23 protein-coding genes and 1 tRNA gene are annotated in these 25,166 nt (G+C 60.6%); 13 read left to right on the top strand and 11 right to left on the bottom strand.

From position 1 onward, the window contains the following. Positions 1 to 15: 15 nt before the first annotated feature. The 3 genes from HD842_RS16695 to HD842_RS16685 are packed head-to-tail and all read right to left on the bottom strand — an operon-like array spanning position 16 to position 5,809. Positions 16 to 1,044, bottom strand: coding sequence for a tetratricopeptide repeat protein (locus HD842_RS16695; protein ID WP_221290660.1), 1,029 nt, complete (start codon positions 1,042 to 1,044; stop codon positions 16 to 18). Between the two features lie 2 nt (positions 1,045 to 1,046). Continuing rightward, positions 1,047 to 2,996, bottom strand: coding sequence for a phospholipase D-like domain-containing protein (locus tag HD842_RS16690; protein ID WP_229424795.1), 1,950 nt, complete (start codon positions 2,994 to 2,996; stop codon positions 1,047 to 1,049). Positions 2,997 to 3,007: 11 nt separating this feature from the next. Beyond that, positions 3,008 to 5,809 carry a type VI secretion system Vgr family protein gene (locus tag HD842_RS16685; RefSeq protein WP_183555840.1) on the bottom strand — a complete coding sequence of 934 codons (2,802 nt, stop codon included), beginning with the start codon at positions 5,807 to 5,809 and terminating at the stop codon, positions 3,008 to 3,010. Between the two features lie 392 nt (positions 5,810 to 6,201). On the opposite strand from HD842_RS16685, the gene HD842_RS24385 reads away from it, so the two are divergent. Beyond that, positions 6,202 to 6,453 carry a tyrosine-type recombinase/integrase gene (locus tag HD842_RS24385; RefSeq protein WP_370660846.1) on the top strand — a complete coding sequence of 84 codons (252 nt, stop codon included), beginning with the start codon at positions 6,202 to 6,204 and terminating at the stop codon, positions 6,451 to 6,453. 615 nt (positions 6,454 to 7,068) lie between these two features. Continuing rightward, positions 7,069 to 7,377: a hypothetical protein gene (locus HD842_RS16675; RefSeq protein WP_183555838.1), complete on the top strand. Its 309-nt coding sequence runs from the start codon at positions 7,069 to 7,071 to the stop codon at positions 7,375 to 7,377. 183 nt (positions 7,378 to 7,560) lie between these two features. Here HD842_RS16675 and HD842_RS16670 read toward each other — a convergent pair. The 4 genes from HD842_RS16670 to HD842_RS16655 form a co-directional block, all read right to left on the bottom strand. Continuing rightward, a tRNA-Lys gene (locus HD842_RS16670) sits at positions 7,561 to 7,636 on the bottom strand. Between the two features lie 72 nt (positions 7,637 to 7,708). Beyond that, the gene (locus tag HD842_RS16665; protein WP_183555837.1) at positions 7,709 to 9,505 is read right to left on the bottom strand and encodes a GspE/PulE family protein; all 1,797 of its coding nucleotides are present in this window, start codon (positions 9,503 to 9,505) and stop codon (positions 7,709 to 7,711) included. Between the two features lie 16 nt (positions 9,506 to 9,521). Further along, complete coding sequence (locus HD842_RS16660; RefSeq protein ID WP_183555836.1) at positions 9,522 to 10,304, bottom strand: spermidine synthase; 783 nt, start codon at positions 10,302 to 10,304, stop codon at positions 9,522 to 9,524. Between the two features lie 130 nt (positions 10,305 to 10,434). Further along, a complete protein-coding gene (locus HD842_RS16655; protein ID WP_183555835.1) occupies positions 10,435 to 10,980 on the bottom strand; it encodes a glycine zipper 2TM domain-containing protein in 546 nt (181 codons plus the stop codon). Between the two features lie 274 nt (positions 10,981 to 11,254). On the opposite strand from HD842_RS16655, the gene HD842_RS16650 reads away from it, so the two are divergent. From HD842_RS16650 to HD842_RS16630, 5 genes are all read left to right on the top strand, one after another. Further along, the gene (locus HD842_RS16650; protein ID WP_229424794.1) at positions 11,255 to 11,782 is read left to right on the top strand and encodes a barstar family protein; all 528 of its coding nucleotides are present in this window, start codon (positions 11,255 to 11,257) and stop codon (positions 11,780 to 11,782) included. A gap of 64 nt (positions 11,783 to 11,846) precedes the next feature. Beyond that, a complete protein-coding gene (purN, locus tag HD842_RS16645; protein ID WP_183555834.1) occupies positions 11,847 to 12,476 on the top strand; it encodes a phosphoribosylglycinamide formyltransferase in 630 nt (209 codons plus the stop codon). Positions 12,477 to 12,519: 43 nt separating this feature from the next. Next, positions 12,520 to 13,845, top strand: coding sequence for an RsmB/NOP family class I SAM-dependent RNA methyltransferase (locus tag HD842_RS16640; protein WP_229424793.1), 1,326 nt, complete (start codon positions 12,520 to 12,522; stop codon positions 13,843 to 13,845). 11 nt (positions 13,846 to 13,856) lie between these two features. After that, positions 13,857 to 15,227, top strand: a complete 1,371-nt coding sequence (locus tag HD842_RS16635; RefSeq protein WP_183555833.1) for a mechanosensitive ion channel family protein — start codon at positions 13,857 to 13,859, stop codon at positions 15,225 to 15,227. 103 nt (positions 15,228 to 15,330) lie between these two features. After that, a complete protein-coding gene (locus HD842_RS16630; RefSeq protein WP_183555832.1) occupies positions 15,331 to 16,542 on the top strand; it encodes a DesA family fatty acid desaturase in 1,212 nt (403 codons plus the stop codon). 193 nt (positions 16,543 to 16,735) lie between these two features. Here the strand turns inward: HD842_RS16630 and HD842_RS16625 are convergent, their stop codons facing one another. From HD842_RS16625 to radC, 4 genes are all read right to left on the bottom strand, one after another. Further along, positions 16,736 to 18,322, bottom strand: coding sequence for a DUF418 domain-containing protein (locus tag HD842_RS16625; protein WP_183555831.1), 1,587 nt, complete (start codon positions 18,320 to 18,322; stop codon positions 16,736 to 16,738). Positions 18,323 to 18,408: 86 nt separating this feature from the next. Then, entirely contained in the window at positions 18,409 to 18,576 is a 168-nt protein-coding gene (gene rpmG, locus HD842_RS16620; RefSeq protein WP_005665735.1) for a 50S ribosomal protein L33, read from the bottom strand. A gap of 13 nt (positions 18,577 to 18,589) precedes the next feature. Then, entirely contained in the window at positions 18,590 to 18,826 is a 237-nt protein-coding gene (gene rpmB / locus HD842_RS16615) for a 50S ribosomal protein L28 (protein WP_183555830.1), read from the bottom strand. A 210-nt stretch (positions 18,827 to 19,036) separates the two neighbouring features. Continuing rightward, the gene (gene radC / locus HD842_RS16610) at positions 19,037 to 19,708 is read right to left on the bottom strand and encodes a RadC family protein (RefSeq protein ID WP_183555829.1); all 672 of its coding nucleotides are present in this window, start codon (positions 19,706 to 19,708) and stop codon (positions 19,037 to 19,039) included. A gap of 113 nt (positions 19,709 to 19,821) precedes the next feature. On the opposite strand from radC, the gene HD842_RS16605 reads away from it, so the two are divergent. The 6 genes from HD842_RS16605 to HD842_RS16580 all read left to right on the top strand — a co-directional run bounded on the left by HD842_RS16605 (position 19,822) and on the right by HD842_RS16580 (position 25,127). After that, positions 19,822 to 20,274 (top strand): FKBP-type peptidyl-prolyl cis-trans isomerase, encoded by a 453-nt coding sequence (locus tag HD842_RS16605; RefSeq protein WP_183555828.1) that lies wholly within the window; start codon positions 19,822 to 19,824, stop codon positions 20,272 to 20,274. Between the two features lie 9 nt (positions 20,275 to 20,283). After that, positions 20,284 to 21,243: a 4-hydroxy-3-methylbut-2-enyl diphosphate reductase gene (gene ispH / locus HD842_RS16600; protein WP_183555827.1), complete on the top strand. Its 960-nt coding sequence runs from the start codon at positions 20,284 to 20,286 to the stop codon at positions 21,241 to 21,243. Between the two features lie 229 nt (positions 21,244 to 21,472). Beyond that, positions 21,473 to 22,402, top strand: a complete 930-nt coding sequence (locus HD842_RS16595; RefSeq protein ID WP_183555826.1) for a branched-chain amino acid ABC transporter permease — start codon at positions 21,473 to 21,475, stop codon at positions 22,400 to 22,402. A 12-nt stretch (positions 22,403 to 22,414) separates the two neighbouring features. After that, the gene (locus tag HD842_RS16590; RefSeq protein WP_183555825.1) at positions 22,415 to 23,626 is read left to right on the top strand and encodes an ABC transporter permease subunit; all 1,212 of its coding nucleotides are present in this window, start codon (positions 22,415 to 22,417) and stop codon (positions 23,624 to 23,626) included. Further along, complete coding sequence (locus HD842_RS16585) at positions 23,623 to 24,393, top strand: ABC transporter ATP-binding protein (protein ID WP_183555824.1); 771 nt, start codon at positions 23,623 to 23,625, stop codon at positions 24,391 to 24,393. Before HD842_RS16590 ends, HD842_RS16585 begins: the two co-directional genes overlap by 4 nt. Beyond that, on the top strand, positions 24,393 to 25,127 hold the full coding sequence (locus HD842_RS16580; RefSeq protein WP_183555823.1) for an ABC transporter ATP-binding protein: 735 nt from the start codon (positions 24,393 to 24,395) through the stop codon (positions 25,125 to 25,127). The genes HD842_RS16585 and HD842_RS16580 overlap by 1 nt, the downstream gene beginning before the upstream one ends. Positions 25,128 to 25,166 lie beyond the last annotated feature (39 nt).

Below are 25,166 nucleotides of genomic sequence, written 5' to 3'. Positions count from 1 at the left end.
TAAATTTCGAGCAATTCAATAAGTCGGAGGAGCGCCTATCTCCGGCTCGATTGCGTCCTGTACCCCGTTCCACGGCGGCAGCTCGGCGGGCGGTAGCGGTAGCACCTTGTCTAGCAGCTTCAGCCTGAGATCAGGATTGAGTTCTAATGCATTTTTGATTGCTTTGTACCTAGTTTTACGTTCAGGATCAGGTTTAAGTTCCAACTCGCGTAGTTTGATTAGGTTTTCTGCAGTGAATTGGCTCCAATTTTCGGTCCAAAAGAACAGCATCAGCGACGCGGCCGACTCCTTGTTGCCGAATCTTGTTCCGTCCTGGTAATACTTGAGCGCCTCGTCAAATCGACCTTTTACCTCTGCGGTGAGGCCCAACGAATTGGCAGCTGGCCCGTGCTCTTGCTTATACGCACACATCCGCAGATAGAGCGCATCGTCGTGCCGCTTAGCATCTTCGTATGCTTCGGCAAGCGCCATCTGCGCATCCGGACTGCCGAGTTCGGTTGCCCTGCGGTAATAGGCCCACGAGATCGCGTCATCCATTGCCGCGCCGCCGTAGCCGTACTGGTGCGCCACCCCGAGATCGTAGTAGCCCCATGCCTGCCCGGCTGAAACCGCATAACGGATGATCTGCACGCCTTTTTCCGGTTCGGGATCGAGTACCTTGTTCGTGTCCAAGTGGCCCAATCCACGAAGATAGAAATGCGCCAGCAACGCCCTTGCGCCCCAGTCGCCTTTCTCGACCGCCAGCCTGACATCGGCGAGGATGCTTTGCAGTTCCTGGCGCGTGAACTCGAATTCCTTTTTGCTGCGCCAGAAGTTCCTCGCCTTGATGTAGATGCGATACGCCTCGGGATCACGTTGGCGCGGCATGTGATCCTTCCAGCGGCCGCAGGTTGGCACGGGATCGGTGACCTTGAACTCATAGAGACCGGGGGGCATGGTATGCATGGCAACGTACTCCAGGTGTGCGCGGTATTTCAAAATGCTGAAAGCCAGCGCGCCGGCGAGCGCGGCAAGGGACAGCCAACGGACGTATGCCTTGTTCATCGCTAGATCAGGGGAGCTCCGGGCTTCCGGTTAACGTGGAATGCGACAATCTGGCTAAGAAGCGGTTCGTTACTTTTCATTGCTTCTGCATTTGCTGCCATGCGTTTCTGCCATTTATCGAACGTATCTTCCATGTCCCCGAACTGAGTCGGACCAGGATCACCCGAGCATTGAAGAAAGAGATCGCAGCGCAGCTTGTACGAAACGTCCTTCGCTTGGCTCAGAATGTTGAGCTCGCTGTCAATTGCCATGCTGCGCAAATTCAGGTTGGCTGAGCCGACCGTGAAAGCCGCGTCGTCCACAATCGCCACTTTTGCATGGATGTAGATCTCTTCGTATTCATCTGGCTTCGGTTTCGGCTGAGCGCAAGTCCACAGCGATCCCATGACGACGTTAATCCCGTCGATCGCCAGCTCTTCGGGCGTGAGCGGCATCTTGCCTTTACCCTTTTTCGCCTGAGCCATGGCCTGCTTATGCTCGATCTTCATGGTTGTGCTTTGCCCGAGCTGTTGCGCCACATCGTAGGTTGCGATGTCCATCCCATCGCGTTCCGGAGTGGATGTCAGGATGAAGACGTAGATCGGTTTCTTGAAGCCGCCCTTGCGCAGATTCTGGACGCATATTTTTAGATGCTCAGCCCACGTGCCGTACTGGATGTACTGGTTCTGGATAAAGATGTAGTGGTGCGTCTGGCGGGTCAGGTTGGCGTAGCACTCCTTGATCGTCTTCTCGCCGTGCATCGGCTGCGTCCGCAACAGTTGCGTACTGTGCTCGCCGCCGCGAAGGATAAAAGCATCCGGCTGGACGGCTTTTCGACGTTTGGCAAAGTCGTGATCCGGATCGCTGTGCACTAGTTTCTGAATGGACCGGCTGATCTTATGCAAGTTTCTGCTCAAATATTTGGTGACCAACCAATACTTTTCGATGAAGTAGGAGCTCGGCGGCGTCGACTCATCCCATGCCTGGCAGAAGTTATGGTTCAGGTCGTAGAGGACTGGCCCGCGTACTCTCGCCGACACGTCCTGGTAAGGTTTGGCAACGTAAGCGTTACGCTTCAACGCTGCTTCTAACGCCCGCTGCTTTGTTTCAAGTTCCGCCTCGGAAGGCCTATACACGGTGCCCAGATAGGCGCCAGCGCCATGATCGAGAGTCGGGCCTGCGTTGAAGGACATTGGGTCGTCACGGTAGAAAGTCTCGCGACGCGGATCGCGGTAGATGTGCGCGGCAGTGTCCCAGAAATCCGTGATGGAATTGTGCCCCATCACGTAACCCACCGCTCTTGCTGGCTGCTCGTAATCGACCAGCAGCATTTTCTGGTGGTGAGTGGGAAACCGTGCCGTGCCCTGCGCGGCAGCACTTGAAGGCACATCCTCGCCCGCGAGCGCCCGTGGGAATAACTCGGGGAGTATCGTCCGGACATGAAAGCAGATATTCGGTACTTCGCCTGCACAGATTTTTTCAAACCACTCGGCATTGTATTTTTGATGGCCCTCCCTGTAGAACCCGGTTTCACCCGAACAGCCGATTGCGGGGAAGCGGGTGCCATAGTAGCCGGGGATATTTTTCATTAAAGTCTGGCTTACCTGGTCGTCGTACCACACCAGCAGCCGCACCTTTACCGGGTCTTTTTTCCGCGTAGCGATCTCCATTAGAAGATCGCCGTAACGCTGCCCGTCCTTCGCCTCAAACCCTCGCTTGAGGACCATTCCGGGGTCAAAGCCCCATGTAATGATGTCGACGCTGTGGGTAGCGGCTTTTAGGTCATCGGCGACCCGCGAGAACACCTCCTCTCCACAGATAAGCGGTTCAATGCTGCCCCGATGACGCGGAAAATACACCGGTTTCGGGGTCTGCACCCACCATGGTAGCGTCAGACACTGGTACGGCCCTGCCGTCTTGCTGTACGACAGCGTTTGCTCGTACAACTTGGCGTTTTCGTTCATTCGACCCATGTTGGCCTCACTTAAGATGGTGATTGGGGCGTATCTGCAGTCGGATCGGCAAGCAAACGGTCCTCCTCAAGGGAGGCATGATGCTCGCTCAGGGATCCGCCGTTATTCGTGTATCCGTGAAAGCCCATCCCGGCACTCATCTCGTGCTTCTCGCTGTGGGTGCCGGCGTCGATATTGAATCGCTGGCCATTCGCGAGCTCAAGCTGGTATTTCGACTCCGATTCGAGCTCGTGCTTGAAGGTGACATTGCCCTGCTGGTCAAGTTGCCCTTGGTCGATCACCGCGCCGTCTTTGTATAGCTTGTAAGGCAAGGCGACGCCTATTTTTCCGGCTGCTGCGGAGTGCGTACCCACGTGCAGCACGCCATGCCCCTTTCCAACAACGTCGGCAACCGGCGGCATTGTCATGGCCATGTTGACGCTTTTCGCGGGTGGCAAGCTGTGCTTGGCGGCGTGCGCAACGAACGTGCCACTCGTACCCATTTCGATCGATCCGGCGGCGAATTTGGCATAGCTCCCGCCGCCGTTAATTACCACTTCTTCCTTGGCGCTGATCGTGATCCGGTTGGCTGTGTGAGAAATTTCGAGCTTCGCCAAAAGCTTGATGTTGTCCGACAGTGCCTGCAGGTCGATGTCGCCGGCCGCAGCCACCATTTTCATTCCCGCCTTATGAACGAACAGGCGAAAGGTCTGACGAATGCTCGCAAAAAGGCTGGCGCCGGCGACCATTGAAACGTCTTTTCCGCTGGTGATGGCCGTGTGACGTTCGCTGGCGATATGCGTGTCGCGGCCGCTCGTGGTGGCGATGCCGACTGGACTGGCGAGGACAAGATGGGGAGCTGCCAACTCGGGGAAGCCACTTGCGCCCCCGGCTCCACCGCGTACCGCATCGGTCTGCGTTTGAAGGTGAGCAGCTACGTCGGCCTGACTGTTGCCTGCATCGTGAGCACTATTCTTTTGCGCGGTCTCCGCCAGCAGCTGATGCTGTTCGGTGGCGAGCGCGATGCGGCGCGAGGTTTCGCCCATGTCCTTGATCGGGCCGCGTGCAGTTTGCCGCGCTTCGGTCGTGATCAACAGTCCCTTCGCGGCGCGTGCCACGCCGTGCCCGTCGGTGCTCAGTTCCCAGCCTTCGCCGCGCGCGTCCTTGCGGCCTGTGGTGTCCTCGATGCGTGTTATATGGCCGAGCGACAGTTGGCTGCACAGGTGATCGCTCTTCAGCTGCGCCTGGATCATTTCCTTCGTGTCGTCAAGGACGAGGTGATTGCCGCGTGCGCCGCCGCCGAGTTCTCGCGAGCGTAAGCCAGCCAGCGCAGACTGTTCGGGTAGCTTCCATGGCGGCATATGTTTGCCGTTGAAGACGGCGCCGAGGATGAGCGGATGGTCGATGTTCCCATCCAGGTAGACGACGGTCACTTCCTCACCAACACGCGGCAAACGGATCTGCCCGAACTCGTCGCCGGCGGCCGGTGTCATCACCCGGATCCACGGCGAGCTGTTCTCGTCGTACTTGTCCAGCCGGTTCCAGTGAAACTGCAGCTTGACCCGCCCGTAGTCGTCCGTATGGATGTCAGCGCCGGCCGGGCCAACCACGATCGCCGTATGCAGCCCCATGTAGGTACCGGGCTCGCTGTTGTAGTTGCGGCCCGGGCGCCAGCGAATATCCTTGCGAATGCAGGTCAGCCGGTTTTCGTAATGCGACGGTGCGCCTGGCCCGGCCTGGTAGTTGTTCGCCACCTCATGGTCGACAGACAGGATGAGGTAGAAGCGGTCATCGATGCTGCGGCGCGGTTCCGGATGGTATTCGGGCGACCGTGGTTCGGCACTGAAGTGCCCGCCGAGCTTGAAGGTACGCCCTGGCAGCACGCTCCTTTCATTGCCTTTTGCCTCGAAGTACTGCGTGTCCTTGTCCGCCTCCTCCATGCGCCGCGTTGCCAGCTGCTCGCCATCGTCGCGTATGCGAAAGCCGTAAGAACCTGTGTCTTCGTAGACTTCGTGGGGAAAGATATCGCCTTGCCGGTTGGCTGAAATGCCTGTGGCGCGCTGCGCGCCGGGACTCTTGTAATCGAACGTTGCCAGCGTTGTCTGGCCCGAGCCGAGGCGTCGCACTGCCGTCCACTCGTGAATGCCGTCGTCCTCGAGCGAACCACTCTTCTTGTGGAACGGGATCACGTACGCTTCCTCATCGATCCGCTCGGACAGGAAGCTGTTGTCAGAGATCATGAGCCGGTGGCGGCCAAATTCGTGCTCGTACCAGTAATGCAAGCCGAGCGCTTCCCAGCGCCGGTGCAGGTGGTTGTAATCGGTCTCGTTGTGCTGGTTGGCGACGGTCAGCTTCGACTCGTCGATTGGGTACATATGCCAATCGGCCTGGCGATAGTGCTTCAGCGTTTCTTCGGTAATTTCTCGTACGCTTTTACCGTGAAACGACACGTTATCCTTGCGCAGCCGCGCGAATGCAAGCCACGGTTCGAGCACCATCTGGTAGAAGGCGAATCCGCCATCGGTCCGCAGGAAGCGGAACTCGGTGATATGGCCGTTGAAGTAGCGCAGCGAGCCGTCTTCGCGCACCAGGGAAATCACCATCATCCGGCCCATCAGCATTTTCAGGGGGATGCGCGCTTCGTCCGACAAGACCTCGACGATGAAGCGCAATCCCCGCGAGACTTCTTCCCGGGCGACGAGCGTGTTCGGCAGCAGGATAGCGGGCGGCCCATCCTCGAACGGAAAATCCAGCCGCATCAGGCGCTTGTGTTGCGAGTTTCCGCTGAACGCCGACAGTGCGGCACCGGCCGCAATTACCTGGCTTAAGCCCATTGACTGCCTCCGGTGGCCGCTCGGCATCGCCGTAGCGCAAGAGGAAATTGTCCAGCGGCTACGTTACTCCGATGTCGCCAAGCTGCAATTGACCAGAATCAATACGTTTCTCTGCGCCATGTTTAAAGTTTTCCTCACGGTAGTTCTCTCGGATCGATCGAAAAGGCGGGCTTGGCAATGGCGAAAAACCTGAGACGGCAAGAGCAAACGATTGCCAGGATCGCTGTCGCAAGGGCACCTAGCCGACAGCCGCTCCGGTCGGAAGACGACCTGATCAACCTCGCGCCAGCGGTGGGTTGCAGCTACATGACGTCGCTTTACGGCCGGCCTTTTCCAGTCCAGTTTCGCAGCCAGGGCGCGTCTTCACGTATGAAGGCACACCGGTCAGGTACGTGAACACGAAGGTCTGGCGGAATGCCCTCAAGCGCGCAGGAATTGCCGAATTCCGTTGGCACGGCTTGCGGCACACCTGGGCTAGCTCGCTGATCCAAAACGGCACGCCCTTGTATGACCTGCAGGAGATGCGCGGTTGGAAATCGGTGGCCATGGTGCGGCGGTACGCGCACTTGGCACCGGCGCACATGGCGCGTCATGCGGCCGTAGTGGACGGCTGTTGCGTGTCTCAAGTACGGCATAATAGGTAAAAGAGTGGACTGCTACGGATACAAAAAAGGCGTCACGATTTCTCGTAACGCCTTCATTGCAACAACAAATTCTTGGTAGGCCGTGCGGGATTCGAACCTGCGACCAACGGATTAAAAGTGCCTGAACCGGACGCTATTGTACCGGCTTCGTTGGGCGATCGTAAATCGTCCCGCCCGGGATGTCCTTTACCTGTCAGAGCTATCGCTGATCGGCAACGTCTCCTGCGAATTGCCCAAACCTTGACGGTGATGGACAATCCCGGAAGTTATTGGACGTGGTCCCGACCAGAGAGCGACCAGACGGCATTTTCCTTTGCGCAGCGCGCGAGTCAGACTGTGCTTGATGAAGAGTGCCCACATTTGCACATTTGCACACCTGCACACCGGTTCACCATGAAGTAAGGTCTTCAGTAGTAAAACTGATTGAGATGCTATCTTTGCGCTATCAAGCAAATGTATAACGTGACCGATTGCGGGGCAGAATTCGGCCGAGAACACATCGACAGTGGCAGAACTCGTATGTGGAAAAACAAAAGCGTAGGCGATTCCCAGATTTTCGACTGTACGCCGCCAGACGCTTGGCAGCCCTCGCGCCTTGCCAAGGAACATTCAGCCATGATCGCCCTGCTGGAACAAGGGGGACCAACGGATGAGCACGGCTGGCTTAACCTGGCATGGCGCCTGCCCGCCGGACTGCGCAGCGCTCTGATCAAGGAGCTCGCGGCTGGCAACTGGATTGTCTCGATCTCGGATACTGGGTGGCCCCATCCGGGCAGCGTCGTCGTCACCATGCGTGGGCGATTCCACGCGAATCGCCGGGCGCCGCCGCAGGGAGTGTCATGGCGTGCAGTGAATGTCCCTCACTACTGGCGCGAAGAACTAAGCGAAAACATCGGCGACACCGAATTCTTACTGATCACGTAAGCGTGGCATGGCAGGCACCGCGCTGGCTGACGCCTCTGGCCTTGCTTCTCCACGCAGATCGTGGTGGCGGGGCAGCTTACCGTTTGGGAGGGACGGGCGAAGGACTGATTTCTCTGCGACCAGAGAGCGACCAGAAACAAAAAAGCCCACGAACGTGAATTCGTGGGCTTCCTTGATAATTCTTGGTAGGCCGTGCGGGATTCGAACCTGCGACCAACGGATTAAAAGTCCGCTGCTCTACCAGCTGAGCTAACGACCCAAGGAGGCAGCATTATAGCGGGCGATCCGGCATCGCGCTAGGCCTCTCGCATAAATTTCTGCGAAGAACTACTCAAGACAACGCCGACGTCACTTTCAGCACTTCGTCCGCCGTGGTCACGCCTTCGACCACCTTCATGGCGCCGGCAATGCGCAGCGGCTTCATGCCATCGAGAACACTCTGCTGGCGCAGCGCGACCAGATCGCCCGCACCCCGCATCAGCTTGCCAAACCCCTCGCTCACGCTCAACAGCTCATAAATCCCGGTCCGCCCCCGGTATCCGGTCTGTCGGCATTCCGGGCAACCAATGGGCCGGTACACGACCGCCGGCTTCGGAATCTTCCACGCACCCCCAACGCTGTCCCACACATCGTCGCTCAACTCGCCACCGGGCGTCTTGCAGGCAGGGCAGAGCGTGCGTACCAGGCGCTGGGCCATCACGCCGATCAATGTCGCCTCGAGCAGGTAATCCGGCACGCCCAGTTCGATCAGGCGCATCACCGCCGATGGCGCGTCGTTCGTGTGCAGCGTCGAGAACACCAGGTGTCCGGTGAGCGCGGCCTGGATCGCCATCTCGGCTGTCGGCAGGTCGCGGATCTCGCCGACCATGATGATGTCCGGGTCCTGGCGCATCAGTGAGCGCACGCCATCGGCGAACGACAAATCGATCCCCGGCTGCACCTGCATCTGGTTGAAGGCTGGTTCGACCATCTCGATCGGGTCTTCTACCGTGCAGACATTGACTTCGCTCGTCGCCAGCGCCTTGAGCGTCGTGTACAGCGTCGTCGTCTTGCCCGAGCCCGTCGGGCCGGTCACGAGGATGATGCCGTGCGGGCGCTTGGTCAGGCGATCCCAGCGCAGGGCGTCGTCAGCCGGAAAGCCCAGCTCGGGCAATGTCTTGACGACGACTTCAGGGTCGAAAATACGCATCACGAGCTTTTCCCCGAACGCGGTGGGCATCGTCGACAGGCGCAATTCGACTTCCTGGCCGCCGGCGGTGCGGGTTTTGATGCGGCCATCTTGCGGGCGGCGTTTTTCGATCACGTCCATCCGCCCCAGCAATTTGATCCGCGCCGTCATCGCAATCATGACCACGGCCGGAACCTGGTAGACCTGGTGCAGCACGCCGTCGATGCGAAACCGTACGACAGCAAATTCGCGTTTGGGTTCCAGGTGAATGTCCGAGGCGCGCTGCTCGAAGGCGTAACCCCATAGCCAGTCGACGATATTGACGATGTGCTGGTCATTGGCGTCGAACTGCTTGTTCGCCTTGCCCATTTCGACCAGCTGCTCGAAGTTGTTGCGCATCGCGACGTCTTGCCCGCTGCTGCGGTTGGCGTCGCGGATCGACTTGGCCAGCGCAAAGAATTGCGAAATGTACTGGGCGATGTCGAGCGGATTGGCCAGCACCAGTTCGATGCGGCGCCGGGCGACTTTCGCGATCTCGGCTTCCCATTCGGTCAGCGCCGGATCGGCCGTGGCCACCACCAGTGTCGTGGCCGTCATTTCCACCGGCAGGATATTGAAGCGCGCCGCGTAGCCGGCCGACATCACATCGGCCACTTTCGTGAAATCGATCTTGAGCGGATCGATGCGGATGAAAGGCAGGCCGACCTTGGCGGCGCACCATTCGGTCAGCACGTCCAGCGTGAGCAGGCGATGGGGCGGCAATTCCGAAACCAGCTTGCATTGCGCCACCGCCGTGAGCGGGTGCATCGCACCGGGTGCATTCTTGAGAATGCCCTGGGCCTGGGCGAACTGGGCCTTGACGTTGTCCTTCGTGACGATCCCGTCGGCCAGCAGCCACGAAAAAATCGATTGCAGGTCGAGCTTGCGCAGACTGGCGGGTTTTTGCGGGATGGCGTTCACGGTGGCCCTTGGCAAATCAATCGGTGGTGAACAATCCCTTGACCCAGGACGCGGCGGGCAGCTTGGTCTGGAGTTTGATCTGCGCTGCCCGTTTGGTCAGCGCGTCCTCGTCGAGCGTGGGGCGCGTCTTGAAGCAGAGCGCGACCACATTACCATCGTGCACTTCGGGCAGGCACAGTACGTGGCCGAAGGCGAACTTCATGGCCTTGAGGTTCTTGGCAAAGCTCGGGTGGTCGCCAAACAGGTTGACGGTCATGATGCCGTCGTCGGTCAGGCAATTGGCGCAGGCCACGTAGAACTCGGGCGTGTCGAGCACGGGGCCGCGCGCGGTGGCGTCGTAGAGGTCGCATTGGAATACGTCGAACGCGTTGTGATGCTCCGGGTCCTCGACGAAGTCCAGCGCATCCATCTCGAGCACGGTCAGGCGCTCGTCCAGGCCCGGCAGCTTGAACATCGAGTTGCAGATGGCGATCACCGACGGGTTCAGTTCAATGGCGGTGACGGTTGCCTCGGGAAACTGGCGGTAGCAGAACTTGGTCATCGTGGCTGCGCCCAGGCCGAGCTGGACGATGGCGCGTGGCGACTCGATGAACAGCATCCAGGCCATCATCTGCTGGGCGTACTCGAGTTCCGGCCAGTCGGGCTTGCGGATGCGCATGGCGCCCTGGACCCATTCGGTGCCGAAATGCAGGTAGCGTACGCCTTCCTGTTCGGACAGCGTGACGGGCGCGTACTTGGGCTTGCGGGAAGGGCGGCGCGACGATTCGGCCTGTTCGATGGATTTGCGTTTGATGAGCATAAGACTGCCTGATGGAATCGCCCTATTATCGGCGGTTGCGTTCCCACAGCGCAAGCTCGGTCCACGATCCGCACCCTGCATACGACAACGCGGCCACCGGGGCCGCGTTGTTGTTCCTGAATGACGAATCTTAGCGCTGGTACTGGCTGTAGGCCTGGCCGTCGTCGTAGCTGTCCAGTGGCTGGACCGACACGCGCAGGCGCACGCGGTTGCCCGGGTCATTGCGCATCAGCGACGTGTAATTCTGGCCACGGTATTCGTAGGTCACGTTGTAGCCGGCAGTACGCGATTCGATGGCTTCCACGGTGCGGCATTGCTGCACGGCTTGTTCTTGCACGCTGCTGCCCTGACGGCCATTGTTCTGGACGCGGTCGCCCACCATCGCGCCGGCGATGGCGCCAGCCGCCGACGCAGCCACTTTGCCGTTGCCGCCGCCGATCTGGCTGCCGAGCAGCGCGCCGGCGATACCGCCGACGATCGTGCCGCCTGCGTTGCGCTCTTGCTGCACCGGCACTTGCACGTATTCGGTACGGCACTCCTGGCGCGGGGTGCGAACTTGCTCGACGCGTGGCTCGACGCGCACCACCCGGCCGAAATCTTCAAAGTCGGCAGCCTGTGCCAGCGGCAGGGTGGCCACACCCAGGGCTGCGATGATCAGTTTGGCTTGGAATTTCATGATGGTCCTCGTTCAGTGGTGCGACGTTGGTTGAGACAATAAATACAGTCTGCGTTCAAGTCTTGATAGTACGCCGATCGCAAAAACGCATCGAGTCCCCGTGGCAACAAAATGTAACAGCCGATGGCGACGCAGTTGAAGCGCGCCAGAATGAATCAGCCCGATTCGCCTTGTTTTTGAGGCAGTCAAGGTGGTACTGATTCTTACAAATGACTATTCGCAATGCACATTTGGGTTGCTTCCAATACCACAAAACGTTACCCTTACACAAATCATGGACTTATTGGCGTATAGCAACGACAGCGAGGTAAGCGGCAGCAACGCCCCATGGCGTCGCGACAGGTTGCGCGATGGCGCGTTATTGACAGGTCAACTTGAGGAAAAAATGAGTTTGTTGATGAGAGTGGCGCCGAATATTGTGCAAGCGATCCGCGCGTTTAACGTTGGCGATCTGCAACAGGAGGCGGGGCAACTCGGACATCATTTTCTGTACGCACATTGCGCCAATACGCTCACCAAGCAACAAGTCTGCGCCCGCATCGGCGAACAATTTTACTTCCCCAAGCCCTGCAGCAAGAACTTCGATGCGCTGCGCAAATGCCTGACTGAAACTGTCCACGAAGCAGGCCCACAGCCGGGCTTCATCGTGGTGCTGGAGCAGCTGCCAAGCGCCCAGAAGTTCGACAAGGAAGCGCGCGAAAACCTGCTTGACGTATTTCGCGATGCGGCCGAATTCTGGGCCGAAAAGAAGGTCCCGTTCCGCGTGTTCTACTCGTTCGCGACGGTGCCGCCGACCGCCTGAGCGAGGGCTGCGGTCGTCATTTCAGGCAGCATTTGGTGCCCGTCGTTACGGTACAATGCCGGCTATGAAAAATATCGTGATCCTGATTTCGGGCCGCGGAAGCAATATGGAAGCGGTCGTGCGAGCGCTTGATGCCGAAGGTTGGCCAGCCCGTATCGCCGCCGTCATCAGCAATAAACCTGAAGCCGGCGGCCTGGCGTTTGCGCAGGCGCGCGGCATTCCCACTGCGGTGGTGCCGAGCAAGTCGTTCGCCACCCGCGCCGAATTCGACGCCAAGCTGCAGGAAACCATCGACGTCTTCGAGCCCGACCTGGTCGTGCTGGCCGGTTTCATGCGCATCCTGACGGCGCCGTTCGTCGAGCATTATGCAGGCCGGATGCTCAATATCCACCCGTCGCTGCTGCCGCTGTTCCCTGGGCTGCACACGCACCAGCAGGCGCTCGACGCCGGTTGTACCGAGCATGGCGCGACGGTCCATTTTGTCACGGCCGAACTCGATCACGGCCCGGCTGTCTTGCAAGCACGCATTCCCGTGCTGCCGGGCGACACTGAAGCCACGCTGGCTACCCGCCTGCTGGTCGAAGAACACAAGCTTTATCCGCGCGCGGTGCGCCTGTTCGTTGAAGACCGTCTGGTCGTCGAGAACGGTGCGGTGCGCATCGTCGAGCCTGGCTTTGACGCCATTAGTATTTAAAACGCATTGTTTTAAGTAAGCAGTTTACAACCCAAGGATTTACATGAGATTGCCTCCAGCGATCGTCGCCAAGACTGAAGAAGTCCTGCGCGAGATTCTCCGTTTTACCTCCCCAGCCGACGTCACCCTGTCGCGTTTCTTCAAAGACAATCCGCGTTTTGGCGGCCGTGAGCGTGGCGTGATTGCCGAAGCCGTGTATTCGGTGCTGCGTAACAAGTCGTTCTTCACCGATTTCGCCGGCCATGGCAGCACGCCATCGATGCGTCGCCTGGCGCTGCTGGGCCTGGCCGAAACGGCTGGCATCGATTCGATCGGTGGCCTGACCGAAGATGAAACCCACTTCCTGACCCGCATCAAGGAAGTCGACCGCACGTTGCTGCCAGGTCCGGTGCAAGCCAATCTGCCGCAATGGCTGTACGACAAGCTGGTAGCCCAGTTCGGCGAAGCCGAAGCCCTGCAACTGGCCGCCGTGCTCAACACGCCGGCGCCGCTCGACCTGCGCGTCAATTCGATCAAGGCCGAGCGCGACGCCGTTATCGCCACGCTGCTCGAAGCGCCGATCGTCGCCGAGCCGATGCCGTATGCGCCGCTGGGTCTGCGCGTCAAGCAAAAGCCTGCGCTGCAGAATCTGCCGCTGTTCAAGGAGGGCGCGATCGAAGTGCAGGACGAGGGCAGCCAGGTGCTGTCGCAGATCGTCGGCGCACGCCGCGGCGAGATGGTGGTCGACTTCTGCGCCGGCGCTGGCGGCAAGACGCTGGCACTGGGCGCGCTGATGCGCAATACCGGTCGCCTGTACGCGTTCGACGTGTCCGAAAAGCGCCTGGCCAAACTCAAGCCACGCATGGCGCGCAGCGGTTTGTCGAACGTGCATCCGGTGCTGATCGCGCACGAGCGCGATGCCAAGGTCAAGCGTCTGGCTGGCAAGATCGACCGCGTGCTGGTCGATGCGCCATGCTCGGGCCTGGGCACCTTGCGCCGCAATCCGGACGTCAAGTGGCGTCAGCAACTGGGCGCGATTGCCGAGATGCAGGAAAAGCAAGCCGCGATCCTGGACGGCGCTGCGCGCCTGGTCAAGAACGGTGGCCGCCTCGTGTATGCCACCTGCAGCCTGCTGGATGAAGAAAACGACGTCATTGTCGAAGGCTTCCTGGCAACGCACCCGGACTTCGATCTGGTGCCGATGAGTCAGGTGCTGGCCGAGCAAAAGATTCCGCTCGAAATGGACAAGTACCTCAAGCTCTTGCCGCACAAGCACCAGACCGACGGCTTCTTCGCCGCCGTGCTGCAACGCAAGGCGCTGGTCAAGGCGGCCCCAGTCAAGGCAGATGCCGACGCTGACGCCGATGTGACGGCAACCGACGAAGAATAAGGAACCCTGCGATGCCCTTGTCCGACCTCTGGAATGTCATGATTGTCGACATCCGCAACCCGGCCCTGTTGTGGCAGGCGCTTGCACTTGTCTTCTGTGTGGCGGCGGGCTGGGGGTTGGCAGGGTTGATCGGGCGCTCGCTGCTCAAGAACCGGGATGAACAGGGCCGCTTGATGCGTGTCGGGCTGGGCGGCGTTGCCCGGGTGCTCGGGCCGTTGTTGACCGTCGCGCTACTGTCGCTGAGCAAGGTCATCCTGGAACACTTCCAGACCGTGAACCTGCTGCGCGTGGCATTGCCACTGTTCGTATCGCTGGCGGTGATCCGTACCTTCTTCTACCTGCTGCGCCGCGCCTTTGCGCGCCGTGGCCAGGTGGGCGAGGCGCTGCAGACGTTCGAACGCGTGTTTGCCTTCACGGCCTGGATTATCGTAGCGCTGCACCTGACCGGCATCCTGCCGGACATATTGCGCGCGCTCGAGACGACCATGCTGCCGGTCGGGGCCAAGAAAACCTCGCTGCTCGATCTGTTGCAGGGCATCGTCTCGATCGTCGTGCTGATGATCCTGGCGCTGTGGGCCGGCGCCGCGCTCGAAGAACGGTTGATGCATGTCGAGCGCATGCATTCGTCGCTGCGCGTCGCGTTGGCGCGCGTGGGCCGTGCTGCGCTGATCCTCGTTGCCGTGTTGTTCAGCCTGTCGCTGGCGGGGCTCGATCTGACCGTGCTGTCGGTGTTCGGCGGCGCGCTCGGTGTGGGTCTGGGTCTGGGCATGCAGCGCATTGCCAGTAATTATGTGTCCGGTTTCATCATCCTGTTCGAGCGCAGCCTGGCGATTGGCGATCCGATCACGCTCGACAAGTATTCCGGCAAGGTCTCGCGCATCAATACGCGCTACACGGTGTTGCGTAGCGCCGACGGTACGCAGACGCTGTTGCCAAACGAAATGCTGATCACCGGCGTGGTGCTGAACCAGTCGGTGACAAACAAGAACGTGCGCGCCGTCACCAAGCTGGTCGTGTCGTACGACAGCGATCTAGCGGTCGTGATGCCGTTGCTGGAAGAGCAACCGAAGGGCGTTGACCGCGTGCTGGAGACGCCGGCGCCGAATGTGCTGCTGACCGCGTTTGTTGCCGATGGCTACGAGCTGGAAGTCGGATTCTTCCTGGGCGACCCGGAAAACGGGCAGGGCGGGCCGATCTCGGAAGTCAATCGCAAGATTTACGCGCTGGTACACACGGGCGCCATCAAGCTCGGCCATCCTTCGATGGACACGCGCCTGCTCGACGCGCACATCACGTCCATGATGGCGCGCACCCCGGAGGGTGCGTCAGACGCTACCGAAGGTGGCGTAAAACAGACTGGCGCGGATTTAGGCAAAAATTGAAGACGTGCTGCTGCCGTGCGGCAGTAGAAACACGTAAAATGCAAGGGTTATGCATGTGCGATCTTCCTGATCGACGTCATACAAGCCCTGCATTGGAGACTGAATGAATTTCTTTAACGACACTTTGCACGCTGTGCTGTCGTTCTTGTCGACCGGCCTGCTGGATTTTTCGGCATGGGAAGTCGTTCTGTACACGCTGGTGGTTACGCACATCACCATCATCAGCGTCACTGTGTACCTGCACCGCCATCAGGCGCACCGCGCGCTTGACCTGCATCCGATTCCAAGTCACTTCTTCCGCTTCTGGCTGTGGCTGACCACTGGTCAGGTCACGAAAGAGTGGGCGTCAATCCACCGCAAGCACCATGCCAAGTGCGACACCGAAGAAGATCCGCACAGCCCGCAAACGCGCGGCATCCGCAAGGTGCTGTTCGAAGGCGCCGAGCTGTACCGCGCCGAGAGCAAGGTTCAGGAAACCATGGACAAGTATGGTCATGGCACCCCGGATGATTGGATGGAGCGCCACGTGTACACCGGCCGCAGCATGATGGGTGTGGTTGCGATGCTGGTGATTAATATTGCGCTGTTCGGCATCATCGGCTTGTCGGTGTGGGCCGTGCAGATGATGTGGATTCCGATCACTGCTGCAGGCATCATCAATGGTCTCGGCCACTGGTGGGGCTACCGCAATTTCGATTGCAGCGACGCCGCGACCAACATCTTCCCTTGGGGCATTTTGATTGGCGGCGAAGAGCTGCACAACAATCACCACACGTACGCCACGTCGGCCAAGCTGTCGAGCAAGTGGTACGAGTTCGACCTGGGCTGGGGCTATATCCGCATGCTCGAAATGGTCGGACTGGCCAAGGTCAAGAAAGTGGCACCGAAGCCGAAACTGGCCAAGAACAAGGACCAGGCCGACTTCGATACGCTGCAATCGGTGATCGCCAACCGTTACGACGTGATGGCCAAGTATGCGAAATCGGTGCGTCATGCGTTCCATGAAGAATTCGAGCAGCGCAAGCATGCAAGTGGCCTGGAAACGCGCTTCCTGAAAAGCTCGCGCAAGCTGATGCAACGCGAACCGGCCAAACTGGAGTTGTCGCAGAAAGAGCAGCTGGTCGAGCTGTTCCAGCACAGCAAAGCGCTGGAGACCATGCACAATATGCGCGTGGAACTTGGCGCGATCTGGGAACGTTCGCACCACACCCGCGATCAGTTGTTGCATCAGTTGCAGGACTGGTGCAATCGCGCCGAGGCGTCGGGCATCAAGGCGCTGCAAGATTTTTCACTGCGCCTGCGCACCTATGCCTGATTCGGTATCAGCGGATTAAAAAACGGCTCCTTCGGGAGCCGTTTTGCATTTGGTCGCTCCCGCTTGTGAATCAGCCGTAGGGTGGACGGCTATGCCGTCCACGCGTTCAGATCGATTTGGCTTCGTGTTGCATTCGGGTTCATTGAACGCGTGGACGGGGAACCCGTCCACCCTACCCAGCGTACGGATTCCGTTACGCCTTCCCGCGCATCGGTGGCCAGGTCAGATACGTCAGTGCGCGCCAGACCCATTCGACCGGGCCGTACTGGAAACGCGCCAGCCACCAGTGGCTCAAACCGATCTGCAGCGCGCACAATCCCAGCGCGATGCCTACTTGCGTCGTCCGCCCTATACCCCACAGTCCCATTCCGTGGGCATAAAACAACAGTGAAAAGACGAGTGACTGCGTCAGGTAATTGCTTAGCGCCATCCGTCCGAACGGTGCCAGAAGCCGGATCCGTGCCAGCGCGCCACGGCTGTGCAGCATCAGCATGACGGCGCCAATATAGCCAAGCGCAGCGGGCAAGCTGCCTAGCGACAGCAGGGCGTGGGCAAGATCATGGCCACCATCGTCGACCCCAGGCGGCCGGCCCGTCGCGATCAGGCTGCCAAGCACGCCAAGTCCGACGCCCAGCGGGATGCCGATGATGGCCAGCCGTCGGTACAGCGTCTTGTGCTCGGCTGCGCGTGCGATCACGCCCGATCGCACGAACCAGACGCCGATCAGGAACACGCCCACCAGCAACACCGAGAACCCGACTTCGTCCACCATGCGTTCGTCCAGCTGCCTGAACCGCATCGCTACTGCATCCGGGTAGCTGCCCTGCGTCAACACGACGCGTTCTTCGGTGCTGCGTGCGACTTGTTCCCGGTAGCGCAACACGCGGCCATCGGCGGCGGGCACCGACTCGTCATCAGCACTGCTAACGCTAGCGGTGCTGCTCATGACTGTCGTCTGTCCAACGGCAGGCGCAAAGTGCCGCATACCAGCCTCCACTGCGATCAGGCAATAGGTCAGCAGCACGATCTGGACGCCGATGCGTAGCGGCTTCTGGTCGGCCGGGCTGCCCCAGCAGGCGAGCAGGCCAAGGCCCGTGAAAATGGCGCCCACCGCGGTCAGCATCGTCGTGTCGTCGCCCTTGCTGCCCGATGCCGCGAGCAGTGCCGCCAGCGACATCAGCGCCCCGGTACCGATCGTCACCAGTGGAAACAGCCAGGCTTGCCGCGCGCGCAGGTACAGCGCGACCAGCGATGCCAGAACGACGGGTGCGAGCAGCCAGCCCAACAGGCTCAGCCCCGGAACCTGGGGCAGCGCAATGCAGGCAATGAGGGCGATTACGAGCAACCGCGCCGGCGCCAGCAGGGCAAGCATTAGCGCGAGCGCGCCGGCTGCATAACTGATCAGGATATCGCCGCTCCATAGCAAGGTGTGGTGCAACAAGCCGATCGCCAGCAGCACGCCGACCCGGCGGCCGTAGGTTGGCGCGAATGGCCGCCCGGCCACGCGGGCACGCTCGAGCATCAGCGCAAAGCCCATGCCGAACAGCAGCGAAAAGATCGTCCAGAACTTGCCGCTGACCAGGTACGCGACGAGAAACGCCACCAGCCAGTCGAGGCCGTGCAGGCCGGCGGGAATGCCTTGTCCGGATTCGACCACGGGCCGGTTGAAAAATTCGACGTTGGCGATGCAGATGCCGATCAGCGCAAAGCCGCGCAGGACATCGAGGGCGTCGAGACGGTCGGTGGCGGGAGAGAGGGCGGGCAGGGACGAGCTGGTCATTTCGCCATGGTAACGCGGACAGTGTCCGGCCATAAAAAAAGCCGCCAGGCTTGCGCCGGCGGCTTTTTGAAAGACAACAGGATCAATTACTTGATCTTGGTTTCTTTGTAGATCACGTGCTTACGTGCCTTAGGGTCGAATTTGGTAATTTCCATTTTCGCCGGCATCGTGCGCTTGTTCTTGGTGGTGGTGTAGAAGTGACCCGTGCCTGCAGTCGATTCCAGCTTGATTTTGTCGCGGCCAGTTTTTGCCATGATAGCTCCCTAATTAAACTTTTTCGCCACGAGCACGCATGTCGACCAGCACGGCATCGATGCCGAGCTTGTCAATCAGGCGCAGGCCGGCGTTCGACAAACGCAGCGAAACCCAGCGGTTTTCCGATTCGACGTAGATACGACGATTCTGCAGGTTAGGCAGGAAACGACGCTTCGTTTTGTTGTTAGCGTGGGAGACGTTGTTACCAACCATCACACCCTTGCCGGTTACTTGGCAAACACGTGCCATAGTGCACTCCTTAAATATGTTCCAGGACTGGAAAAACGAGAGTATAGCGCGAAAAATGAAGCGGAATCAATCACTTGCGAAAAACAATGGTTAATTAAATTGACTAAAAAATTTAACAATCACAGATTCGAGCATATCTGCACGGGTAAGCCCCTGTTTACGCGACGTAATTCAGGCCAGTGGCCACATCACGCACGGGTAGCAAATCCGTCACAACTGCCCATTCTCGGCAAACGAATGCACATGACTGCCGGCGACCACGAAATGGTCCAGCACGCGGATCTCGACCAGTGACAGCGCCTGGGTAAGCGCGCTCGTCAGCCGCATATCCGCGTCGCTTGGCTCGGCCACACCCGAAGGATGGTTGTGCGCCAGGATCACGGCAGCCGCATCGCGCCGCAGCGCCGCCTTGACGACTTCGCGGGGATACACACTGGTATGCGTAAGCGTGCCCCGGAACATTTCATCGCAATTGATCAGGCGATTTTTCACATCCAGAAACAGCACGATGAACGATTCATGCGTGCGCAGCGCGAAGTGGCTGCGCAGATAGTGCCGCACGGCTTCGGGCGAACACAGCGCCTCGCGCCGGAATTGCTCGGCCACCGCGCGCCGCGCCAGTTCGAGCGCCGCCTGCAGCTGCGCATACTTGGCCGGCCCGAGCCCGTGCAGCTGCCCGAACTCGCCGGCATCGGCATGCAGCAGCCGCTGCAGTGAACCGAAGTGGGTGAGGGTATCGCCGGCCAGCGTCACGGCGCTTTTCCCGGCCACACCCACGCGCAGGAAGATCGCCAGCAATTCGGTGTCGGACAATGCTCCCGGGCCGTCGCGCAGCAAGCGCTCGCGGGGGCGGTCCTGCTCGGGCCAGTCACAAATTCCCATCGTGATTCCTCGCCAAAAAAAGAGGCAGCCCGGGCGCAAGCCGCGCGCGTGGCTTACAATAGCGGTTTGCCCCACCGGGGCTGCCCGCACTCATACGAAACGTCGCAAAGAACATGGCCAACGCTGCTCCTGTCGTCAATGAATCCTCGTACCTGACACTGCATTACCGCCTGGCTGTTGCCGGTGGTTCTGATGTGATCACCACCTTCAATGGCACGCCGGCGACACTGTTGCTCGGCCAGGGCCAGCTCGCGCCATTCCTCGAAGAGCGCCTGATCGGCCTGCCCGAAGGCACGCACCAGACCTTCGAGCTCACCGCGCAGGAAGCGTTCGGTGAACGTAACCCTGAACTGATCCAGTCGGTGTCGAAAGCGACCCTGGAAGAAAATTCGGTGCCGGGCGCTGACTATCTGGTCGGCGAAGTGGTCGAATTCAATGCGCCGAAGGGCGGCCGGTTTGCCGGCGTGCTGCTTGACATGCGCGATGACTCGGCCCTGTTCGACTTCAACCACCCGATGGCTGGCCGGGCGCTCCAGTTCGAAGTGAAACTGATTTCGGTGCTGTAAAGGAAGACTATGGAAAACGAAATTCTGCTTGCCCAGCCGCGCGGCTTTTGCGCCGGCGTGGACCGCGCCATCGAAATCGTCGAGCGCGCCCTGACCCAATTCGGCGCCCCGATCTATGTGCGCCACGAGATCGTCCACAACGCGTACGTGGTGGCCGACCTGCGCACCAAGGGCGCGATCTTCATCGAACAGCTCGAAGACGTCCCGCCGGGCAACACGCTGGTGTTCTCGGCCCATGGCGTCTCGAAAGCGGTGCGGGCCGATGCCGAAGCGCGCGGCCTGACGATCTTCGACGCCACCTGCCCGTTGGTCACCAAGGTGCACGTCGAAGTGGCCAAGATGCGCAAACTCGGCGCCGAGATCATCATGATCGGCCACGACGGCCACCCGGAAGTCGAAGGGACGATGGGCCAGGCCGAAGAAGGCATGCACCTGGTCGAGACGGTCGCCGATGTCGATAACCTGCAGGTGCGTAACCCTGACCTGCTGGCATATGTGTCGCAAACCACGTTGTCGGTCGACGACACGGCCGACATCATCGAGGCGCTCAAGGTGCGCTTCCCGAACATCATCGAGCCGAAGAAGGGCGACATCTGCTACGCCACCACCAACCGCCAGGAAGCCGTCAAGTTCCTCGCGCCGCAGGTCGAAGTGGTGATCGTCGTCGGTAGCCCGAACAGCTCGAACTCGAACCGCCTGCGCGAAGTGGCCGACAAGATGGGCACACCTGCCTATATGGTCGACAATGCCGCCGCCATCGATCCGACCTGGATTGCCGGCAAGAAACGCATCGGCGTCACCGCCGGCGCGTCGGCGCCCGAGGTACTGGTGCAAGCCGTGATCGACCGCCTCAAGCAACTGGGCGCGGCCAGTGTGCGCGCCCTCGAAGGCGTCGAAGAGAACGTCACATTCCCGCTGCCGAAGGGTCTGGACGGCGTTCGGCAGGTCGCCTTCAAGGCGGAAAGCTGAACATTATTTTTCGTTCTGGCAGAAAACAAAATTTGCTACTGCCGCCATTTACCGTTGTTAGTTTTCCATCAGCCAAGCTATGATGACGGCGCTCGGATTTGTCGTAATGGTGCGCTAACCAGCGCGTCGTTTGACCGCAGACAACGGTAAAGCAGCAGCTTCAGACCTTGAGCGGCACGTCGGGATACCCCGGCGTGCCGTTTTTTGTTATTGCACAACAGGCGGAACGATGGAAACCTTTATCCAACAACTACTGAACGGGCTCGTGCTCGGCAGTATGTATGCGCTGGTCGCGCTCGGCTACACGATGGTGTACGGCGTCCTCAACCTGATCAACTTCGCCCACGGCGACGTGTTGATGATCGGCGCAATGATCGGCCTGACCATCCTGCAATTGCTCGAAGCGTATGTGCCTGGCCTGCCTGGCTATGTACAGCTGGCGCTGGCGATCCTCGGCGCCATTCCCGTCACCATGCTGGTCAATATCCTGATCGAACGCATTGCCTACCGCCGACTGCGCAATGCGCCGCGCCTGGCGCCGTTGATCACGGCCATCGGCATCTCGATCCTGCTGCAAACCTTCGCAATGATGATCTGGGGCCGCAGCCCGTTGCCGTTCCCGCAGTTGCTGTCGTCCGAACCGATCATGATTGGCGGCGCCATGATTTCGCAGACCCAGGTCTTGCTGCTGGTGCTGTCCGCGCTGGCGATGGGCAGCCTGGTGCTGCTGGTCGAGCGCACGCGGATGGGCCGCGCGATGCGCGCCGTCGCCGAAAACCCGCGCGTGGCCGGCCTGATGGGCATCGATACGAACCGCGTGATTGTCGCCACCTTCGCCATTGGCGCGGCGCTCGCCGCCGTGGCCGGCGTGATGTGGGGTGCCAACTACGCCTCGATCACGTTCACGATGGGCGTGCTGCCGGGCCTGAAGGCGTTCTGCGCCGCGGTGCTGGGCGGGATCGGCAATATCTATGGCGCCATGATCGGTGGCCTCGTGCTGGGCATTATCGAAGCGCTGGGCGCCGGCTATATCGGCGACCTGACCGGTGGCTTCCTCGGCAGCCACTACCAGGACATCTTCGCCTTCGTGGTGCTGATCCTCGTGTTGACCCTGCGCCCGTCCGGCATCATGGGCGAACGCGTGGCCGACCGCGCTTAACCGGAGCACACCATGGCACTCCTGACGTTCGACACCCAGCACAAGCCGCGCCAGGCCTACACCAGCATGGCGATCGTGCTGGTGCTGCTCTTGATCTTCCCGTTCTTTGCCGCGCAATTTGGCAACTCATGGGTGCGCATCATCGACATCGCGCTGCTGTACATCATGCTCGCGCTTGGCCTGAACATCGTGGTGGGCTTTGCCGGCCTGCTCGACCTGGGCTATATCGCGTTCTTTGCCGTCGGCGCCTACCTGGTCGGCCTGTTCTCGTCGCCGCAGTTCGCCGCGCTGCTGGAATCGGTGATCTATTACTCGCCGGCCATCGGCGAGGCGCTCGTCGCGTTCTTCGGCCCCGAGATCCAGCAGAACGGCATTCACCTGTCGCTGTGGGCGATCGTGCCGCTGGCGGCCCTGTCTGCCGCGCTGTGCGGCGCGCTGCTGGGCGCCCCGACGCTGAAACTGCGCGGCGACTACCTCGCCATCGTGACGCTGGGCTTTGGCGAGATCATCCGCATCTTCATGAACAACCTGAACGACCCGATCAACTTCACCAACGGGCCGCAGGGGATCAACATGATCGACCCGATCCGCATCTTCGGGGTGTCGCTGGCGGGCGAGGCGGGGTCCAACGCCACGGTGCACATCGGCAGCTACGCGATGCCATCGGTGAACGCGTATTACTTCCTGTTCCTGGCGCTGGTGATCGCGTCGATCTTCATCACGGGCCGCCTGCAGCACTCGCGCCTGGGCCGCGCCTGGGTGGCCATCCGTGAAGATGAAATCGCGGCCAAGGCGATGGGCATCAATACCCGTAACGTCAAGCTGCTCGCGTTTGCGATGGGCGCCTCGTTCGGCGGCGTGGCCGGCGCGATGTTCGGCGCCTTCCAGGGGTTTGTTTCGCCGGAATCGTTCTCGCTGACCGAGTCGATCGCCGTGCTGGCCATGGTGGTGCTGGGCGGTATCGGCCACATCCCGGGTGTGGTGCTGGGCGGCGTGCTGCTGGCGGCCCTGCCGGAAGTGCTGCGTCACGTGGTCGACCCGGCCCAGCAGGCGCTGTTCGGCAAGGTGATCATCGAAGCCGAAGTGCTGCGCCAGTTGCTCTACGGCCTGGCGCTGGTGCTGATCATGCTGGTGCGCCCGGCCGGCCTGTGGCCGTCGCCCAACAAGGAAGAGCGGCCCAACGCCGCGCTGGCGCGTGACGACGAAGAAGCGAGTACCACATGAGCGAACAAGTCATTCTGAACATTGCCGGCGTCAACAAGCGCTTTGGCGGCCTGCAGGCACTGACCGACGTCGGCATCCGGATCATGCAGGGCCAGATCTATGGCCTGATCGGCCCCAATGGCGCCGGCAAGACGACGTTCTTCAATGTGATCACGGGCCTGTACCAGCCCGACAGCGGCACGTTCGAGCTGGCCGGCAAGGCGTACTCGCCGTCGGCCCCGCACGACGTGGCCAGGGCCGGCATCGCGCGCACGTTCCAGAACATCCGCCTGTTCGGCGAGATGAGTGCGCTGGAAAACGTCATGGTGGGGCGTCATGTGCGCACCAAACAGGGCGTGCTCGGCGCGATCCTGCGCCACAAGGCGGCGCGTGAAGAAGAACGGGCGATCCGCGTGCGCGCCCAGGAACTGCTCGATTTCGTCGGCATTGGCCAGTTTGCCAACCGCACGGCGAAGTTCTTGTCATACGGCGACCAGCGCCGCCTGGAAATCGCGCGCGCGCTGGCGACGGATCCGCAATTGCTGGCGCTGGACGAGCCCGCGGCCGGCATGAACGCCACCGAAAAACTGGGCTTGCGCGAACTTCTCGTCAAGATCAAGGCGCAGGGCAAGACCGTGCTGTTGATCGAGCATGACGTCAAACTGATGATGGGCCTGTGCGACCGCATCACGGTGCTCGAATACGGCAAGCAGATCGCCGAAGGTGTGCCGGCCGAGATCCAGAAGAACCAGGCCGTGATCGACGCCTATCTGGGAGGTGCGCACTGATGGACGCAACGAAGAATGAAACGATTCTGCAGGTATCTGGCCTGAAGGTCGCGTACGGCGGCATCAAGGCGGTCAAGGGGATCGACCTGCAGGTGGCGCGGGGCGAGCTGGTCACGCTGATTGGCGCCAATGGCGCCGGCAAGACGACGACGCTCAAGGCCATTACCGGCACACTGCCGCCATGCAAGGTCGAAGGCGACATCAGCTATCTGGGTCAACCGCTGCGCGGCACGCAGTCGTTCCGCATGGTCCAGCAAAAGCTGGCGATGGTGCCGGAAGGGCGGGGCGTGTTCACCCGCATGTCGATTCACGAAAACCTGTTGATGGGCGCTTACACGCGCGATGACAAGGCCGGCATCGACGCCGATATCGAAAAGTGGTACAGCGTATTTCCGCGCCTGAAGGAACGCGCCAGCCAGCTGGCCGGGACGCTCTCGGGCGGCGAGCAGCAGATGCTGGCGATGGCGCGCGCGCTGATGTGCCATCCGACGCTGCTCTTGCTCGACGAGCCATCGATGGGCCTGTCGCCGATCATGGTCGAAAAGATCTTCGAGGTGATCCGCGATGTATCCCAGCAGGGCATCACGATCTTGCTGGTCGAGCAGAATGCCAAGCTGGCGCTGCAGGCCGCGCACCGCGGCTATGTGATGGAGTCGGGCGAGGTCACCATGACCGGCAATGCGCGCGACATGCTGACCGATCCGCGCGTGCAGGCGGCGTATCTGGGCGAATAACCGGTGCGCACGTAAGAATGGCCGGGACGCTTGCGCGCC

The organism is Massilia aurea (genome assembly GCF_014200505.1).
In the GTDB taxonomy this organism is placed as follows: domain Bacteria; phylum Pseudomonadota; class Gammaproteobacteria; order Burkholderiales; family Burkholderiaceae_D; genus Telluria; species Telluria aurea_B.
The sequence above is the reverse complement of the archived record's forward strand: the minus strand, read 5'-3'. Positions and strand labels throughout refer to the sequence as shown.

Excerpts from the sequence above, each read along its gene's own strand:
- HD842_RS16605 (WP_183555828.1), top strand. The coding sequence starts at position 19,822 with ATGGCCAACGCTGCTCCTGTCGTCAATGAATCCTCGTACCTGACACTG.
- rpmG (WP_005665735.1), bottom strand. The coding sequence starts at position 18,576 with ATGGCAAAAACTGGCCGCGACAAAATCAAGCTGGAATCGACTGCAGGC.
- HD842_RS16660 (WP_183555836.1), bottom strand. The coding sequence starts at position 10,304 with ATGCTCATCAAACGCAAATCCATCGAACAGGCCGAATCGTCGCGCCGC.
- HD842_RS16675 (WP_183555838.1), top strand. The coding sequence starts at position 7,069 with ATGATCGCCCTGCTGGAACAAGGGGGACCAACGGATGAGCACGGCTGG.
- HD842_RS16650 (WP_229424794.1), top strand. The coding sequence starts at position 11,255 with ATGGACTTATTGGCGTATAGCAACGACAGCGAGGTAAGCGGCAGCAAC.
- HD842_RS16590 (WP_183555825.1), top strand. The coding sequence starts at position 22,415 with ATGGCACTCCTGACGTTCGACACCCAGCACAAGCCGCGCCAGGCCTAC.
- HD842_RS16630 (WP_183555832.1), top strand. The coding sequence starts at position 15,331 with ATGAATTTCTTTAACGACACTTTGCACGCTGTGCTGTCGTTCTTGTCG.
- HD842_RS16635 (WP_183555833.1), top strand. The coding sequence starts at position 13,857 with ATGCCCTTGTCCGACCTCTGGAATGTCATGATTGTCGACATCCGCAAC.
- HD842_RS16580 (WP_183555823.1), top strand. The coding sequence starts at position 24,393 with ATGGACGCAACGAAGAATGAAACGATTCTGCAGGTATCTGGCCTGAAG.
- purN (WP_183555834.1), top strand. The coding sequence starts at position 11,847 with ATGAAAAATATCGTGATCCTGATTTCGGGCCGCGGAAGCAATATGGAA.
- HD842_RS16595 (WP_183555826.1), top strand. The coding sequence starts at position 21,473 with ATGGAAACCTTTATCCAACAACTACTGAACGGGCTCGTGCTCGGCAGT.
- HD842_RS16640 (WP_229424793.1), top strand. The coding sequence starts at position 12,520 with ATGAGATTGCCTCCAGCGATCGTCGCCAAGACTGAAGAAGTCCTGCGC.
- rpmB (WP_183555830.1), bottom strand. The coding sequence starts at position 18,826 with ATGGCACGTGTTTGCCAAGTAACCGGCAAGGGTGTGATGGTTGGTAAC.
- radC (WP_183555829.1), bottom strand. The coding sequence starts at position 19,708 with ATGGGAATTTGTGACTGGCCCGAGCAGGACCGCCCCCGCGAGCGCTTG.
- HD842_RS16625 (WP_183555831.1), bottom strand. The coding sequence starts at position 18,322 with ATGACCAGCTCGTCCCTGCCCGCCCTCTCTCCCGCCACCGACCGTCTC.
- HD842_RS16690 (WP_229424795.1), bottom strand. The coding sequence starts at position 2,996 with ATGGGTCGAATGAACGAAAACGCCAAGTTGTACGAGCAAACGCTGTCG.
- HD842_RS16655 (WP_183555835.1), bottom strand. The coding sequence starts at position 10,980 with ATGAAATTCCAAGCCAAACTGATCATCGCAGCCCTGGGTGTGGCCACC.
- ispH (WP_183555827.1), top strand. The coding sequence starts at position 20,284 with ATGGAAAACGAAATTCTGCTTGCCCAGCCGCGCGGCTTTTGCGCCGGC.
- HD842_RS16685 (WP_183555840.1), bottom strand. The coding sequence starts at position 5,809 with ATGGGCTTAAGCCAGGTAATTGCGGCCGGTGCCGCACTGTCGGCGTTC.
- HD842_RS16695 (WP_221290660.1), bottom strand. The coding sequence starts at position 1,044 with ATGAACAAGGCATACGTCCGTTGGCTGTCCCTTGCCGCGCTCGCCGGC.
- HD842_RS16585 (WP_183555824.1), top strand. The coding sequence starts at position 23,623 with ATGAGCGAACAAGTCATTCTGAACATTGCCGGCGTCAACAAGCGCTTT.